Origin of the sequence: Enterobacter sp. I4, from assembly GCF_022669095.1 — a bacterium.
Taxonomy (GTDB): domain Bacteria; phylum Pseudomonadota; class Gammaproteobacteria; order Enterobacterales; family Enterobacteriaceae; genus Enterobacter; species Enterobacter pasteurii.
Window position 1 is genome coordinate 1,023,188 of record NZ_JALBUO010000001.1, and the last position, 14,913, is coordinate 1,038,100.

At 57.1% G+C, this 14,913-nt stretch carries 16 protein-coding genes; 12 read left to right on the forward strand and 4 right to left on the reverse strand.

Features of this window, described 5'->3' with window-relative positions; genetic code table 11:
• The first annotated feature begins 24 nt into the window (after positions 1 to 24).
• A complete protein-coding gene (gene glnB / locus MOQ06_RS04885; RefSeq protein WP_003860685.1) occupies positions 25 to 363 on the forward strand; it encodes a nitrogen regulatory protein P-II in 339 nt (112 codons plus the stop codon).
• 73 nt (positions 364 to 436) lie between these two features.
• On the opposite strand, the gene hmpA is transcribed toward glnB, so the two are convergent.
• On the reverse strand, positions 437 to 1,627 hold the full coding sequence (hmpA, locus tag MOQ06_RS04890) for an NO-inducible flavohemoprotein (protein WP_242171573.1): 1,191 nt from the start codon (positions 1,625 to 1,627) through the stop codon (positions 437 to 439).
• 303 nt (positions 1,628 to 1,930) lie between these two features.
• Between hmpA and glyA the strand changes: the two genes are divergently transcribed.
• Positions 1,931 to 3,184, forward strand: coding sequence for a serine hydroxymethyltransferase (gene glyA / locus MOQ06_RS04895; RefSeq protein WP_119915341.1), 1,254 nt, complete (start codon positions 1,931 to 1,933; stop codon positions 3,182 to 3,184).
• Between the two features lie 54 nt (positions 3,185 to 3,238).
• Here the strand turns inward: glyA and MOQ06_RS04900 are convergent, their stop codons facing one another.
• Positions 3,239 to 3,661, reverse strand: a complete 423-nt coding sequence (locus tag MOQ06_RS04900; RefSeq protein ID WP_242171575.1) for a DoxX family protein — start codon at positions 3,659 to 3,661, stop codon at positions 3,239 to 3,241.
• Between the two features lie 172 nt (positions 3,662 to 3,833).
• Here MOQ06_RS04900 and MOQ06_RS04905 point away from each other — a divergent pair, with 172 nt between their 5' ends.
• Positions 3,834 to 4,973: a 3-phenylpropionate MFS transporter gene (locus MOQ06_RS04905; RefSeq protein ID WP_242171577.1), complete on the forward strand. Its 1,140-nt coding sequence runs from the start codon at positions 3,834 to 3,836 to the stop codon at positions 4,971 to 4,973.
• Here the strand turns inward: MOQ06_RS04905 and csiE are convergent, their stop codons facing one another.
• A complete protein-coding gene (gene csiE / locus MOQ06_RS04910; protein WP_148420646.1) occupies positions 4,974 to 6,251 on the reverse strand; it encodes a stationary phase inducible protein CsiE in 1,278 nt (425 codons plus the stop codon). It lies immediately after the preceding gene.
• A gap of 125 nt (positions 6,252 to 6,376) precedes the next feature.
• On the opposite strand from csiE, the gene MOQ06_RS04915 reads away from it, so the two are divergent.
• Together MOQ06_RS04915 and MOQ06_RS04920 are read left to right on the forward strand one after the other, a co-directional pair.
• Positions 6,377 to 7,015 (forward strand): DUF1007 family protein, encoded by a 639-nt coding sequence (locus tag MOQ06_RS04915; protein ID WP_242171579.1) that lies wholly within the window; start codon positions 6,377 to 6,379, stop codon positions 7,013 to 7,015.
• Entirely contained in the window at positions 7,006 to 7,998 is a 993-nt protein-coding gene (locus tag MOQ06_RS04920) for a nickel/cobalt transporter (protein ID WP_148420648.1), read from the forward strand. The genes MOQ06_RS04915 and MOQ06_RS04920 overlap by 10 nt, the downstream gene beginning before the upstream one ends.
• 4 nt (positions 7,999 to 8,002) lie before the next feature.
• On the opposite strand, the gene suhB is transcribed toward MOQ06_RS04920, so the two are convergent.
• Positions 8,003 to 8,806, reverse strand: a complete 804-nt coding sequence (gene suhB / locus MOQ06_RS04925; RefSeq protein ID WP_028014077.1) for an inositol-1-monophosphatase — start codon at positions 8,804 to 8,806, stop codon at positions 8,003 to 8,005.
• 132 nt (positions 8,807 to 8,938) lie between these two features.
• Here suhB and trmJ point away from each other — a divergent pair, with 132 nt between their 5' ends.
• The 7 genes from trmJ to hscA all read left to right on the forward strand — a co-directional run bounded on the left by trmJ (position 8,939) and on the right by hscA (position 14,913).
• Positions 8,939 to 9,664 carry a tRNA (cytosine(32)/uridine(32)-2'-O)-methyltransferase TrmJ gene (gene trmJ / locus MOQ06_RS04930; RefSeq protein ID WP_242171581.1) on the forward strand — a complete coding sequence of 242 codons (726 nt, stop codon included), beginning with the start codon at positions 8,939 to 8,941 and terminating at the stop codon, positions 9,662 to 9,664.
• A gap of 220 nt (positions 9,665 to 9,884) precedes the next feature.
• Entirely contained in the window at positions 9,885 to 10,376 is a 492-nt protein-coding gene (iscR, locus tag MOQ06_RS04935) for a Fe-S cluster assembly transcriptional regulator IscR (protein WP_022649018.1), read from the forward strand.
• A gap of 117 nt (positions 10,377 to 10,493) precedes the next feature.
• On the forward strand, positions 10,494 to 11,708 hold the full coding sequence (gene iscS, locus MOQ06_RS04940; protein WP_176609740.1) for a cysteine desulfurase: 1,215 nt from the start codon (positions 10,494 to 10,496) through the stop codon (positions 11,706 to 11,708).
• Between the two features lie 24 nt (positions 11,709 to 11,732).
• Positions 11,733 to 12,119 (forward strand): Fe-S cluster assembly scaffold IscU, encoded by a 387-nt coding sequence (gene iscU / locus MOQ06_RS04945; RefSeq protein WP_003860661.1) that lies wholly within the window; start codon positions 11,733 to 11,735, stop codon positions 12,117 to 12,119.
• 13 nt (positions 12,120 to 12,132) lie between these two features.
• Positions 12,133 to 12,456 carry an iron-sulfur cluster assembly protein IscA gene (gene iscA, locus MOQ06_RS04950; protein ID WP_003860659.1) on the forward strand — a complete coding sequence of 108 codons (324 nt, stop codon included), beginning with the start codon at positions 12,133 to 12,135 and terminating at the stop codon, positions 12,454 to 12,456.
• Between the two features lie 76 nt (positions 12,457 to 12,532).
• Positions 12,533 to 13,048, forward strand: a complete 516-nt coding sequence (hscB, locus tag MOQ06_RS04955; RefSeq protein ID WP_148420650.1) for a co-chaperone HscB — start codon at positions 12,533 to 12,535, stop codon at positions 13,046 to 13,048.
• A gap of 14 nt (positions 13,049 to 13,062) precedes the next feature.
• A complete protein-coding gene (hscA, locus tag MOQ06_RS04960) occupies positions 13,063 to 14,913 on the forward strand; it encodes a Fe-S protein assembly chaperone HscA (RefSeq protein ID WP_193355485.1) in 1,851 nt (616 codons plus the stop codon).

The window sequence follows — 14,913 nt, forward strand, 5'->3', positions numbered from 1 at the left end:
CAGGCATGAGTTTAAGGACACACCATGAAAAAGATTGATGCGATTATTAAACCTTTCAAACTGGATGATGTACGTGAAGCGCTGGCAGAAGTGGGCATCACCGGGATGACCGTAACTGAAGTGAAAGGTTTTGGTCGTCAGAAGGGCCACACCGAGCTATACCGTGGCGCAGAGTACATGGTGGACTTCCTGCCGAAAGTGAAAATCGAGATCGTGGTGAGCGATGATATCGTCGATACCTGTGTGGACACCATTATCCGCACGGCGCAGACCGGTAAAATTGGCGACGGGAAAATCTTCGTCTTTGACGTGGCGCGCGTGATCCGCATCCGTACCGGCGAAGAAGACGACGCGGCGATTTAAGCAGAGCTTCCTGGTCGGGCGTGGCGCGCCGACGCCCGACAAAAAAAGCCCCTCGAAAGAGGGGCTTTTTGCGTTACAGCACCTTATGCGGGCCAAAACATTCGTAATGAATGTTGTCTTTATTTACGCCCAGCTCAACCAGCTGCTTCGCGGCATACTGCATAAACGCCACCGGACCACAAACGTAGAACTGCATTTCCGGCGCGCTGAACGCCCCTTCATGCTCGCCTAAATTCATCAGGCCTTCGCTGTCAAAACGTGCCGCCGCGCGGTCAGCTTCGGTCGGCAGACGATACCAGGTATGGGCGGTAAAGTGGGGCAGACCCGCCGCCAGCGCTTTCACTTCATCCGCAAAGGCGTGAACGTCGCCGTTCTCTGCCGCGTGGAACCAGTTTACCTGCGCGCTGTGGTTTGATTTTGCCAGCGTATCCAGCATTGCCAGCATCGGGGTTTGACCAACGCCTGCGGAGATCAGCGTCACCGGGGTAGTGGCCTCAACCGCCATAAAGAAGTCGCCTGCCGGCGCAGCCAGATGGACGATATCACCCACGCGGGCGACGTTATGCAGCCAGCTTGAGACCTGGCCACCGTCCTCGCGTTTCACCGCAATGCGATAGCCTTTGCCGTTTGGCTTACGGGTCAGGGAGTACTGGCGGATCTCCTGGTGCGGGAAACCTTCCGGCTTCAGCCACACGCCCACGTACTGGCCGGGCTGATAATCGGCAACCGGCTGACCGTCAACCGGCTCAAGCTCAAAGCTGGTGATAAGCGCGCTGCGCGGCGTTTTCTCTACGATACGGAACGCGCGCGTGCCTTCCCAGCCGCCGTTCTTGCTGGCGTTTTCGCTGTAGATTTGCGCTTCACGGTTGATGAAGACGTTTGCCAGCACGCCGTAGGCTTTACCCCAGGCGTCAAGCACCTCCTGGCCCGGGCTGAACATTTCGTCCAGCGTGGCGAGCAGGTGGCTACCGACGATGTTGTACTGGTCTGGTTTGATCTGGAAGCTGGTGTGCTTCTGCGCGATTTTTTCCACCGCGGGCAGCAGGGCGGGCAGGTTGTCGATGTTGCTGGCATAGGCGGCAATGGCGTTGAACAGCGCTTCACGCTGATCGCCGTTACGCTGGTTGCTCATGTTGAAAATCTCTTTGAGCTCCGGGTTATGCGTAAACATGCGATCGTAAAAATGGGCGGTCAGCTTAGGACCCGTTTCAACGAGCAGTGGAATAGTGGCCTTCACGGTAGCGATGGTTTGGGCGTCGAGCATAGCAGCTTCCTTCTGATGTTACTTTAATGATGTATTTTATATACATCTTATAAAAATAACCCTGCAATGTAAATGGTTCTTTGCATCGTGAAAAATATGCATCACAAACCTGAAAAGAAATCCGTTCAACGCAGCGCACGCTTTATTCCTCAAACCCTTGCGTGGCGCGAAGGAAAACGTTTGCGTAAAATCGTTTGTCAAGACCTGTTATCACAGAACGATTCAGTTATACTGTTGCCCGTTGTCCAACAGGACTGCCTTTTCAGGCCAAAATTTACTTGTTAGCTGAGTCAGGAGATGCGGATGTTAAAGCGTGAAATGAACATTGCCGATTATGATGCCGAACTGTGGCAGGCTATGGAGCAGGAAAAAGTACGTCAGGAAGAGCACATCGAACTGATCGCCTCCGAAAACTACACCAGCCCGCGCGTGATGCAGGCGCAGGGTTCTCAGCTGACCAACAAATATGCTGAAGGTTATCCGGGCAAGCGCTACTACGGCGGTTGCGAATACGTTGATATCGTTGAGCAGCTGGCCATTGACCGTGCGAAAGCACTCTTTGGCGCTGACTACGCTAACGTCCAGCCGCACTCTGGCTCCCAGGCTAACTTCGCTGTATACACCGCGCTGCTGCAGCCGGGCGATACCGTTCTGGGTATGAACCTGGCACAGGGCGGCCACCTGACTCACGGCTCCCCGGTTAACTTCTCCGGCAAACTGTACAACATCATTCCTTACGGTATTGATGAGTCCGGTAAAATTGACTACGAAGACATGGCGAAGCAGGCCAAAGAGCACAAGCCGAAGATGATCATCGGCGGCTTCTCCGCATACTCCGGTATCGTTGACTGGGCTAAAATGCGTGAAATCGCAGACAGCATCGGCGCATACCTGTTTGTTGACATGGCGCACGTTGCCGGTCTGATTGCCGCAGGCGTTTACCCTAACCCGGTTCCACACGCTCACGTTGTGACCACCACCACCCACAAAACCCTGGCAGGCCCGCGCGGCGGCCTGATCCTGGCGAAAGGCGGTGACGAAGAGCTGTACAAGAAACTGAACTCCGCTGTGTTCCCAAGCGCACAGGGCGGCCCGCTGATGCACGTTATTGCTGCGAAAGCGGTAGCGCTGAAGGAAGCGATGGAGCCCGAGTTTAAGGTTTACCAGCAGCAGGTTGCCAAAAACGCCAAAGCGATGGTGGAAGTGTTCCTGAACCGTGGCTACAAGGTGGTATCCGGCGGTACTGAAAACCACCTGTTCCTGCTGGATCTGGTTGATAAGAACCTGACCGGTAAAGAAGCTGACGCCGCCCTCGGCCGCGCCAACATCACCGTGAACAAAAACAGCGTGCCAAACGATCCGAAGAGCCCGTTCGTGACCTCCGGTATCCGTATCGGTTCTCCGGCCGTAACGCGCCGCGGCTTTAAAGAAGCGGAAGTGAAAGAGCTGGCGGGCTGGATGTGCGACGTTCTGGACAACATCAACGACGATGCGGTTATCGAGCGCGTTAAAGGTAAAGTTCTGGATATCTGCGCGCGCTTCCCGGTATACGCGTAATACCTCTGCTTTGCAGAAATAAAAAAGGCCGCATCCGCGGCCTTTTTTTATGGGCTAACGCCGGTCGAGAGAGAGTGCTCCCGGACCCACGATGGCCAGCAGTATAAATGCCCCCGCTATGCTGACGTTTTTATAGAAATTGATCATGTTTGGCACAACCGCATCCCCGGTCATATCCCAGTAATGGTGACCAATAACCGCCGTGCCCAGCGTGTAGAACACAAACAGTACGGCGAGTGGGCGGGTAAAGAAGCCCAGCACAATCAGGAACGCGGCAGGAACCTCCATCACAACGGCAATAATGGCCGCCAGCGTGGGCATGGGGGCGCCAAGCGAGGCCATATACTGTACGGTGCCGCTAAAGCCCGTCAGCTTTGGATAACCGAAAATAATAAACAGAACGACGATGGCAATACGGGCAATCAAAAGCAGGAGAGAACGGGAGGAGCCGAAATCGAAATAACGTAAGCTGTTCATGGTAAACAACCTCTTCAGGCGATGTACTTTAAACGTAATACAGATTTACCGCTCCCGCCATACGCCGTCCGGCTAGCGATGATGTTAATTTTTCGTTAATTTATAGCGCGCTAACGGCTTGCTAAAGCGCCGGATAAACGCGAGACTATCGCCTCCATTTCGGGAGGGATTCATGGTCTTGCATTCCACGCGCTGGCTGGCGCTCAGCTATTTCACCTATTTCTTTAGCTACGGTATTTTTCTGCCTTTCTGGAGCGTCTGGCTCAAAGGAATCGGCCTTACGCCAGAAACTATCGGCATCCTGCTGGGCGCGGGGCTGGTGGCACGTTTCCTCGGTAGCCTGCTGATTGCGCCTCGCGTCAGCGATCCCTCTCTGTTGATTAAAGCCGTGCGTATTCTGGCCCTGCTGACGCTGGTCTTTGCGGCGTGTTTCTGGGTCAGCCACCAGTTTGCCTGGCTGATGGTGGTGATGGTTGGCTTTAACCTGTTCTTCTCCCCGCTGGTTCCCCTGACGGATGCGCTGGCGAACACCTGGCAAAAGCAGATCACTATGGACTATGGCCGCGTGCGCCTGTGGGGATCGATTGCCTTTGTTATCGGCTCTGCGCTGGTGGGCAAGCTGGTCAGCCTCTACGATTACCGCGCGATCCTGGCATTGCTGAGCATCGGGATCGCCTCCATGCTGCTGGGGATGCTGCTGCGCCCGTCGGTGATGCCGCAAGGGGAAAGCCGCCATCGGGACAGCGCGGGCTGGCCCGCCTGGCGAAGCCTGGTTGCGCAAAGCTGGCGTTTTCTGGCCTGCGTCTGCCTGCTTCAGGGAGCGCACGCGGCGTATTACGGCTTCAGCGCCATCTACTGGCAGGGCGCGGGGTATTCCGCTTCCGCCGTCGGCTATTTATGGTCCCTTGGCGTAGTGGCCGAAGTGATTATCTTTGCGCTCAGCAAAAAACTGTTCAGCCGTTTCGGGGCGCGGGATCTGCTGCTGCTTTCCGCCGTATGCGGCGTGGCGCGCTGGGGCATTATGGGCTGGACGACAGAATTACCGTGGCTGATTGTGGCGCAGATCCTGCACTGCGGCACCTTCACCGTGTGCCACCTGGCGGCGATGCGCTATATTGCCGCGCGAGAGGGCGGGGACGTCATCCGGTTGCAGGCTGTTTATTCAGCGGTGGCGATGGGCGGCAGCATTGCGATAATGACCGTTTTTGCTGGTTTCCTCTATCAGCATCTCGGCCACGGCGTGTTCTGGGTGATGGCGCTGGTCGCTTTACCGGCGATCGTCATCCGCCCAAAAGTAACTGCTCGTAGTTAATTACGATTCAAGCATAACCCGAATATGTTCCTGCTGCTGCGCGTTCAGGGTCTCAACGGCATGAATGAGCGGCGGCGAGAACAGCGGCAGCGCGGTTGGGTAAGGCGTAATGACCAGCGCCGCCTCGCGGGGCGCGCCCTCTTTCCTGAAGGCCTCCAGGCTGAGATAGCGAATATTGAGCGGCAGCAGCGTTAACTCGCGCAGCTGCTGTTCAATCACCTCCTCACAGGATTTATCCTCCCCGGTTAATAACACCACCTGTTTTTCGTGCAGATCGGTCTCCTGCATCAGCCAGGCACCAAAAATTACCGCCACGAGCGCCATCTCTTCATCGGAGAATTGCAGCTCAAACTCGGCTTCCAGCTCGGCCAGCGCCGCTTTGGTGGTGCGAAGTAGCCGGGGATAAAGGCGGTGAACCTCTTCCGGAAGGCTGTTGTCGATGCCAATTTCAAATAAGGAACGATCCAGCGCCTGGGCCAGATGGATGTAAAGCTGATCGGTCAGCCCTTGCTCATCGCTGAACTTCATGCCGGTTTGCGAGCGAAAACGGGCCACCATGCGCACAATGGCGCGGCGCAAACGCTGGTCCTGCTGGTGCTTGTCAAGCACCGGATCCGGCGTGCGCAGCATCATAAACAGCAGCGCCAGGAACAGCTGTTCTTCGCTGTGCGTGCCCTGGGGAACGCGCCGCTTCCAGTGGCGGACAATGTCCTGCGCCGTAAAATACTCCCCTCTGGACTGCGTCCAGCTGCGCTGAGCGGGGGAGAACTGCGGCGTATTGCCCAGATGATGCTGAATCAGACAGTATTGCAGGTAGAGCTGTAAAAACTGCACGTCCCGGGGCTCAAACTGACGCTGCAGCTTGCGCGAACAAAAGCTGATAAGCGCCCGAAGATTCGCATCGTCATAAAGCGGGCGGGAAACGCCGTGCTGTTTAAGCGCGGTTTTTAAGGCCGGGGTAAACTGTTGTGAAACAAAATGCGGACACAGCCGGAGCGCCCTGCGCAGCCAGTGCAGCAGGCACAAGCGCTGGTTCAGGGCGGTACCCTCTATTCGGTAGCAGCCATCGAGGTGCGTGACGATATCAAGCCGATGATAGCGCTGGATTTCATCGCGCGTCTCGGCTATATCTTGCCGTGCCACGACGTCATCCACGCCGTTGGCAGCGATTATGCTCTGTGCGGTGACGGCAGCGTCGGGCAGGTAAAGCATCAAAAGCACCTGGCAGCGGCGCTGCGAACTGGAAAGCACAGATGGAATTTCAAGCGTCGGCATCATCTGTCGGGTATCCAGTGTGAATGTTTGATAAGAATAGCTAAAGGATGGGCGCTGAAAAGCGCACCGGCGGGCCTTTCACTCAGGATTGCGGGCGAACATCACAGAATTTTTGACGTGAGGAATTGATGCAAATAGTTAAACAAAGCGCGGTAGCGTTATTTTTGGCGGTTTTCACTTTCACCGCCAGCGCGCACCCTCACAGCTTTATCAGCCTGAAAACGGAGCTGGTAACGGACGGAACGCAGCTCAGCGGCCTTAAAATGCGCTGGACGATGGATGAAATGACCTCCGCCGATCTGCTCTACGATGCCGGAAACGCAAAGCCCGGCGATGAGATCTGGAAAAAACTGGCGGCGGAAGTGATGGCCAACGTGCTCGGCCAACACTACTTCACCGAGTTCTGGCACAACGGGCAAAAGGTCAAATTTCTTAACCGCCCCACGGAGTACGGCATGACCCGCGACGGCCATCAGGCGGTGCTGACGTTTATCCTTCCGCTGGCGCACCCGCAGCCGCTGGCAGGGCAGAAGTACACCTTCTCCACCTTCGATCCCACGTACTACGTCGACATGAGCTACGCCGGGGACAGCGACGTTCAGCTACCGGCGGCACTGCAAAAGAACTGCAAAATCACCCTGCGCACGCCGACGCCCAGCGAAGAAACGCTGAATTTTGCCGTTTCCCTCGATAAAGAAGATGCTCCCCCTGAGGATATGGAGTTAGGTAAACAGTTTGCGCAGGAGGTGACGTTGCAATGTCAGTGATAGCTTCCCCCGTCAGAACATCACGCCGCTGGCTTCAGCTTTGGCCGCTGGCGCTCTTTTTGCTGTTAGCCGCGGGCGGCGCGCTCTGGCTATGGCAGGCCTGGCCGCAGGTGATGATGAAAAGCATCCTCTGGCAGCGCGAGGTTAACCAGCAGATGAGCGGGCTGCTTAAGGCGGTGGCGGAAAACCCGACCAAAGCGGGCGGCTCCCTGCTGGCGTTCAGCTTTATCTATGGCGTGCTGCACGCGCTGGGGCCGGGGCACGGCAAAATCGTTATCACCACCTGGCTTGCCACTCACCCGTCTAAGCTGAAATCGAGCATTGGCCTCACGCTGGCCTCTTCGCTGCTTCAGGGCGGCGTGGCGATTGCGCTGGTGGCGGTTGTGCTTTTGCTGCTACAGCTACCTGCCCGACAGCTGCACATGAGCAGCTTCTGGCTGGAGAAGGGCAGTTACGCGCTGGTGGGCGTGCTCGGGCTGCTCCTCTGCTGGCGGGCGTTGAAAAAGCTGCGCGCGCTGCTGCAAAAGCCGAAATTTAAAGCCTTTACGCCGCATCACGTTCACGATGACAGCTGCGGTTGCGGGCATCAGCATCTGCCAACGCAGGAACAGTTGCAGAGCGGTGACGACTGGCGCGCGCGCCTGGCTATCGTGCTCTCTATGGGGATGCGCCCGTGCTCGGGGGCAATCGTGGTGCTGCTGTTCAGCAAGGTGATTGGCGTATTCGGCTGGGGCATGCTCTCGGCGCTGGCGATGGCGGCAGGAACGTCCGTCACCATTTCGTCTTTGGCTTTGCTGGTGCACAGCTTCCGTCAGCTGGCGGTAAAACTCAGCGGCAGCAAAACGCCGGTGCTGTGGCGACAGATAGGGTGGGCAACGCTTGCGCTGGCGGGGGGCGTGATTCTGCTGGGAGCGGCGGTGACGATGTGGATGAGCGCGGTGCCGTTTAACACCCTCTCCCCGTTTGGGAGAGGGCTGGGGTGAGGGACTAGCGCTTCAGCGCGTCGCTCAGTTCGTCACGCATGTTGGCCAGCATGGCTTTAACAACGCGTGGGTTACCTGCAACGATGTTGCCGGTGGTCATGTAGTTGTGGCCGCCGGTAAAGTCGCACACGATGGCGCCCGCTTCACGCGCGATCAGCTCGCCCGCCGCAAAGTCCCACGGCTTCAGCGACAGCTCGAAGTAACCGTCAACGCGACCGGTCGCAACGTAGGCCAGATCCAGTGCAGCAGAGCCGGTGCGGCGGAAGTCCGCGCATTCGGTGAACAGTTTGCCCAGGATATTCATATAGGTGGTCGCGTGCTGTTTCGCCTTGAACGGGAAGCCGGTCGCCAGAATGGTGCCGTCCAGATCGCGCGCGTTGCTGCAGCGCAGACGGTAGCCGTTCAGCTGAGCGCCCTGACCGCGGGTAGCGGTGAACAGTTCGTTACGCATTGGATCGTACACAACGGCGACTTCAGTACGGCCTTTGATGCGTACGGCAATAGATACGGAGAAGTGCGGCAGGCGTTTAACGAAGTTGGTGGTGCCATCCAGCGGATCGATAACCCATTGAACATCCTGATCGGTACCTTCATGTTCACCGCTTTCTTCGGTGATGATGGTGTGCTGCGGGTAAGATTTGCGGATCGTTTCGATAATAATCGCTTCTGCGGCTTTATCGACGTTAGTCACGAAATCATTGCTGCCTTTCTGGCTGGTTTCTACGGAGTCTGGGGTTTCGTAGTGTTTGGCAATTACATTACCCGCCTTGCGCGCTGCGCGCACGGCGATGGTCAGCATCGGATGCATCGGTCTCTCTCACTGGATGTTAAAGAACAGGAAAATCGGCGCAGAGTATAGCAGCGGGATCGGATTATGTCTCTCGTTTATGATAATATGCCTGAATATTCTTCAGACACTGAATCCAGACATCTAAAAATTATGCTGCAAAACATTCGAATCGTGCTGGTCGAAACATCGCACACCGGCAACATGGGCTCCGTGGCCCGCGCTATGAAAACCATGGGCTTAACAAACCTGTGGCTGGTTAATCCTCTGGTGAAACCAGACTCTCAGGCTATTGCTCTGGCGGCCGGTGCCAGCGACGTGATCGGCAATGCGCAAATCGTGGACACCCTGGATGAAGCCCTGGCCGGTTGCAGCCTGGTGGTGGGCACCAGCGCGCGCTCCCGCACGCTGCCGTGGCCGATGCTGGATCCGCGCGAATGCGGCCTGAAAAGCGTCTCAGAGGCCGAACAGGCGCCGGTGGCGCTGGTGTTTGGTCGCGAGCGCGTTGGCCTGACCAATGACGAACTACAGAAGTGCCACTACCACGTCGCAATTGCCGCGAACCCGGAATACAGTTCGCTGAACCTGGCGATGGCGGTACAGGTCATTGCCTACGAAGTGCGTATGGCGTGGCTGGCGACGCAGGAAAAACCGGTAGAACCAAGAGAAGAGACGGCCTACCCGCTGGTGGACGACCTTGAGCGCTTCTACGGCCACCTGGAGCAGACGCTTCTCTCAACCGGCTTTATCCGTGAAGGTCATCCGGGCCAGGTCATGAACAAGCTGCGCCGAATGTTCACCCGCGCCCGCCCGGAAAGCCAGGAGCTGAATATCCTGCGCGGGATCCTGGCGTCGATTGAGCAGAAGCATAAAGAGTAGTGCAGCGTGTTTTCTCCCTCTCCCTGTGGTAGAGGGCCGGGGTGAGGGCATCAGGCCGCACCTTTGTTATGAAGGCACAGAAGGTTAAATACCTGACTAAAACAGTCAAGTAAATAGTTGACCAATTTAGTCAGGAATGTCAGACTTGGCCCTGCTATGCAATACCCCCATTTTACAATAAAAAACCCCGGGCAGGGGCGAGTTTGAGGTTAAGTAAGACATGAGACTGACATCTAAAGGGCGTTATGCCGTGACCGCGATGCTGGACGTTGCGCTCAACTCCGAAGCGGGCCCGGTTCCGTTGGCTGATATTTCTGAACGACAGGGGATCTCCCTCTCTTACCTGGAACAGCTGTTCTCCAGACTGCGTAAAAATGGACTGGTGTCCAGCGTTCGTGGCCCGGGCGGCGGTTATCTGCTGGGTAAAGACGCGGGCAGTATTGCGGTTGGCGAAGTCATTAGCGCGGTTGACGAATCCGTTGACGCGACCCGTTGCCAGGGTAAAGGCGGCTGCCAGGGCGGCGATAAATGCCTGACCCACGCGCTGTGGCGCGATCTGAGCGACCGTCTGACCGGCTTCCTGAACAACATCACCCTGGGTGAGCTGGTAAATAATCAGGAAGTTCTGGACGTCTCTGGTCGTCAGCACAGTCAGGATTCACAACGCAGCACCCGCTCGCAGGACGCCATCGACGTTAAGCTGCGCGCGTAACTAAAAAGATAAGTATTCTGAATCAGGCCGGGGTGGTCACACCCCGCGTACTCGGTCGTACATCCAGCCGGTTGCCTGATTCCTTGCATTGAAGCGATGTACGGAGTTTATAGAGCAATGAAATTACCGATTTATCTCGACTACTCCGCAACCACGCCGGTGGACCCGCGTGTTGCCGAGAAAATGATGCAGTGTCTGACCCTGGACGGAAACTTTGGTAACCCAGCTTCCCGTTCACACCGTTTTGGCTGGCATGCTGAAGAGGCGGTTGATATCGCCCGTAATCAGATTGCTGACCTGGTAGGCGCCGACCCGCGTGAAATTGTTTTCACCTCCGGTGCGACCGAATCCGACAACCTGGCGATTAAAGGTGCAGCCAACTTTTATCAGAAAAAAGGCAAGCACATCATCACCAGCAAAACCGAACACAAAGCCGTGCTGGACACCTGCCGTCAGCTGGAGCGTGAAGGGTTCGAAGTGACTTACCTGGCGCCACAGAGCAACGGTATTATTGACCTGAAAGAACTCGAAGCGGCGATGCGTGATGACACCATTCTGGTTTCCATCATGCACGTTAACAACGAAATCGGCGTGGTACAGGACATTGCGACCGTCGGCGAAATGTGCCGCGCCCGCGGTATCATCTACCACGTGGACGCGACTCAGAGCGTGGGCAAACTGCCAATCGACCTGAGCCAGCTGAAGGTGGATCTCATGTCCTTCTCCGGCCACAAAATCTATGGCCCGAAAGGCATCGGCGCGCTGTACGTTCGTCGTAAGCCGCGTATCCGCATCGAAGCACAGATGCACGGCGGCGGTCACGAGCGCGGCATGCGTTCCGGTACGCTGCCTGTTCACCAGATCGTGGGCATGGGCGAAGCGTATCGCATTGCGAAAGAAGAGATGGAAACCGAGATGGCACGCCTGCGCACGCTGCGTAACCGTCTGTGGGACGGCGTGAAGGATATGGAAGAAGTCTATCTGAACGGCGATCTCGAGCAGGGCGCACCAAACATTCTCAACGTCAGCTTCAACTATGTTGAAGGCGAATCGCTGATCATGGCGCTGAAGGACCTGGCCGTTTCTTCCGGTTCTGCCTGTACGTCCGCAAGCCTGGAGCCATCCTACGTGCTGCGCGCGCTGGGTATGACTGACGAGCTGGCACACAGCTCCATCCGTTTCTCTTTAGGTCGTTTCACTACCGAAGAAGAGATTGACTACACCATCAAGCTGGTTCGTAACTCCATCGGCCGTCTGCGCGACCTTTCTCCGCTGTGGGAAATGTTCAAGCAGGGCGTGGATCTGAACAGCATTGAATGGTCACATCACTAATCGGTACATAAGGAGAATTCAATCATGGCATACAGCGAAAAAGTTATCGATCATTACGAGAACCCGCGCAACGTTGGCTCTTTTGACAACAGCGACGAATCTGTCGGTAGCGGTATGGTTGGCGCACCGGCGTGTGGCGACGTGATGAAGTTGCAGATTAAAGTCAACAATGAAGGTATCATTGAAGACGCGCGCTTCAAGACCTACGGCTGCGGTTCCGCTATCGCCTCCAGCTCCCTGGTCACCGAATGGGTGAAGGGCAAGTCTCTGGACGAAGCACAGGCAATCAAGAACACGGATATTGCTGAAGAACTCGAACTGCCGCCGGTGAAAATTCACTGTTCTATCCTGGCAGAAGACGCGATCAAAGCCGCCATTGCGGATTACAAAAGCAAACGTGAAGCAAAATAATTGAGGTTTGAGTATGTCGATTACCCTTAGCGACAGCGCTGCCGCGCGAGTAAGCTCTTTTCTGGCGAACCGTGGTAAAGGCTTTGGCCTGCGACTGGGCGTACGTACCTCCGGCTGTTCTGGTATGGCTTACGTACTGGAGTTTGTTGACGAGCCGGCGTCTGATGACACCGTGTTTGAAGACAAGGGCGTGAAGGTGGTGGTCGATGGCAAAAGCCTGCAATTCCTCAACGGCACTCAGCTGGACTTCGTAAAGGAAGGCCTGAACGAAGGGTTCAAATTCACGAACCCGAACGTTAAAGACGAGTGTGGTTGCGGCGAAAGCTTCCACGTTTAACCGCGCGTCATCCGAAACCCCACCGTGGCTTTGCTGCGCGTGGGGTTTGTTCTAACAGGCTACCCCTGAGATTGTTATGGATTACTTCACTCTCTTCGGACTACCCGCTCAATACCCGATCGATCTGCAGGCGCTGACGGTCCGTTTTCAGGATCTGCAGCGTCAGTACCATCCGGATAAATTCGCCAGCGGGACGCAGGCAGAGCAGCTGGCCGCGGTGTCGCACTCCGCGACCATCAACCAGGCCTGGCAGACGCTGCGCCATCCGCTGGCGCGTGCCGAATATCTGCTCTCACTCCACGGTTTTGATCTGGCGAGCGAACAGCATACCGTGCGCGATACCGCGTTTCTGATGGAACAGTTGGAGCTTCGCGAAGAGCTGGATGAGATTGAACAGGCCAAAGACGAGGCGCGTCTGGAAAGCTTCATCGCGCGCGTGAAGGGCATGTTTGATACCCGCCATCAGCAGATGGTGGAGCAACTGAACAACGAGACCTGGGACGTGGCGGCAGACACTGTGCGCAAACTCCGTTTTCTCGATAAACTGCGAAGCAGTGCTGAACAACTCGAAGAAAAGCTGCTCGATTTTTAATTTCGGAAGCAATTATGGCCTTATTACAAATTAGTGAGCCCGGTTTAAGTGCCGCACCGCACCAGCGTCGTCTGGCGGTAGGTATCGATCTTGGCACCACCAATTCCCTCGTGGCGACCGTGCGCAGCGGCCAGGCGGAAACGCTGGCTGACGAGCAGGGCCGCCATCTGCTGCCTTCCGTGGTCCACTACCAGCAGCAGGGTCACGCGGTTGGGTTTGATGCCCGCGCTAACGCCTCTCGCGATCCGGCGAACACCATCAGCTCTGTTAAGCGCATGATGGGCCGCTCGCTGGCCGATATCCAGACCCGTTACCCGCATCTGCCGTATCAGCTGCAGGCCAGTGAAAACGGCCTGCCGATGATTGCCACGGCTGCCGGTCTGCTGAACCCGATTCGCGTTTCCGCGGATATTCTCAAGGCGCTGGCGGCGCGCGCTACGGCGACGCTCGGCGGCGATCTGGACGGGGTTGTGATCACCGTTCCGGCCTATTTTGACGACGCACAGCGTCAGGGCACCAAAGACGCCGCGCGTCTGGCGGGCCTGCACGTGCTGCGCCTGCTGAACGAACCGACGGCGGCGGCGATTGCCTACGGCCTCGACTCCGGTCAGGAAGGGGTGATTGCAGTTTACGACCTCGGCGGCGGCACCTTTGATATCTCCATTCTGCGCCTGAGCCGCGGCGTGTTCGAAGTTCTGGCGACCGGCGGGGACTCCGCGCTTGGCGGCGATGACTTCGACCATCTGCTGGCCGATTACATCCGCGAGCAGGCGGGCATCAGCGATCGCAGCGATGCGCGCGTACAGCGTGAGCTGCTGGACGCTGCCGTTGAGGCAAAAATCGCGCTGAGCGATGCGCAGTCCGTCAGCATTAACGTCGCGGGCTGGCAGGGTGACATCACCCGCGCCCGGTTCGATGAACTTATTGCCCCGCTGGTGAAACGCACGCTGATGGCCTGCCGTCGCGCATTGAAGGATGCGGGCGTTGAAGCCAGCGAGGTGCTGGAAGTGGTCATGGTGGGTGGCTCAACGCGCGTGCCGCTGGTGCGTGAACGCGTGGGCGAATTCTTTGGCCGCACGCCGCTGACCTCCATCGACCCGGATAAAGTCGTTGCCGTTGGCGCGGCCATCCAGGCCGATATTCTGGTGGGCAACAAGCCGGACAGCGAAATGCTGCTGCTGGACGTCATCCCGCTGTCGCTTGGTTTAGAAACCATGGGCGGCCTGGTGGAGAAGGTTATCCCGCGCAACACGACCATTCCGGTGGCGCGCGCGCAGGAGTTCACCACCTTCAAAGACGGCCAGACCGCGATGTCCATTCACGTGATGCAGGGCGAACGCGAACTGGTGCAGGACTGCCGTTCTCTGGCGCGCTTTGCGCTGCGCGGTATTCCGGCACTGCCCGCGGGCGGGGCGCATATTCGCGTCACCTTCCAGGTGGATGCGGACGGTCTGCTGAGCGTGACGGCGATGGAAAAATCCACCGGCGTCGAATCGTCCATTCAGGTGAAGCCGTCCTACGGCCTGACCGATGGCGAAATCGCCTCCATGATTCAGGACTCAATGAGCTACGCCGAGCAGGATGTGAAGGCGCGTATGCTGGCCGAACAAAAAGTTGAAGCCGCACGCGTGCTGGAAAGCCTGAACGGCGCGCTCGCTGCCGATGCCGCGCTGTTAAGCGCCGCCGAGCGCCAGGTGATTGACGAGGCTGCCGCGCGCTTAAGCGCAGTAGCAGAAGGCAATGATGCTGACGCAATAGAAGAAGCCATTAAAAACGTTGATAAACAAACCCAGGACTTCGCTGCTCGCCGCATGGACAAATCTGTCCGCGTCGCGCTGAAAGGCCAGTCCGTGGACGAGGTTTAA

Excerpts from the sequence above, each read along its gene's own strand:
- glnB (WP_003860685.1), top strand. The coding sequence starts at position 25 with ATGAAAAAGATTGATGCGATTATTAAACCTTTCAAACTGGATGATGTA.
- hmpA (WP_242171573.1), bottom strand. The coding sequence starts at position 1,627 with ATGCTCGACGCCCAAACCATCGCTACCGTGAAGGCCACTATTCCACTG.
- glyA (WP_119915341.1), top strand. The coding sequence starts at position 1,931 with ATGTTAAAGCGTGAAATGAACATTGCCGATTATGATGCCGAACTGTGG.
- MOQ06_RS04900 (WP_242171575.1), bottom strand. The coding sequence starts at position 3,661 with ATGAACAGCTTACGTTATTTCGATTTCGGCTCCTCCCGTTCTCTCCTG.
- MOQ06_RS04905 (WP_242171577.1), top strand. The coding sequence starts at position 3,834 with ATGGTCTTGCATTCCACGCGCTGGCTGGCGCTCAGCTATTTCACCTAT.
- csiE (WP_148420646.1), bottom strand. The coding sequence starts at position 6,251 with ATGATGCCGACGCTTGAAATTCCATCTGTGCTTTCCAGTTCGCAGCGC.
- MOQ06_RS04915 (WP_242171579.1), top strand. The coding sequence starts at position 6,377 with ATGCAAATAGTTAAACAAAGCGCGGTAGCGTTATTTTTGGCGGTTTTC.
- MOQ06_RS04920 (WP_148420648.1), top strand. The coding sequence starts at position 7,006 with ATGTCAGTGATAGCTTCCCCCGTCAGAACATCACGCCGCTGGCTTCAG.
- suhB (WP_028014077.1), bottom strand. The coding sequence starts at position 8,806 with ATGCATCCGATGCTGACCATCGCCGTGCGCGCAGCGCGCAAGGCGGGT.
- trmJ (WP_242171581.1), top strand. The coding sequence starts at position 8,939 with ATGCTGCAAAACATTCGAATCGTGCTGGTCGAAACATCGCACACCGGC.
- iscR (WP_022649018.1), top strand. The coding sequence starts at position 9,885 with ATGAGACTGACATCTAAAGGGCGTTATGCCGTGACCGCGATGCTGGAC.
- iscS (WP_176609740.1), top strand. The coding sequence starts at position 10,494 with ATGAAATTACCGATTTATCTCGACTACTCCGCAACCACGCCGGTGGAC.
- iscU (WP_003860661.1), top strand. The coding sequence starts at position 11,733 with ATGGCATACAGCGAAAAAGTTATCGATCATTACGAGAACCCGCGCAAC.
- iscA (WP_003860659.1), top strand. The coding sequence starts at position 12,133 with ATGTCGATTACCCTTAGCGACAGCGCTGCCGCGCGAGTAAGCTCTTTT.
- hscB (WP_148420650.1), top strand. The coding sequence starts at position 12,533 with ATGGATTACTTCACTCTCTTCGGACTACCCGCTCAATACCCGATCGAT.
- hscA (WP_193355485.1), top strand. The coding sequence starts at position 13,063 with ATGGCCTTATTACAAATTAGTGAGCCCGGTTTAAGTGCCGCACCGCAC.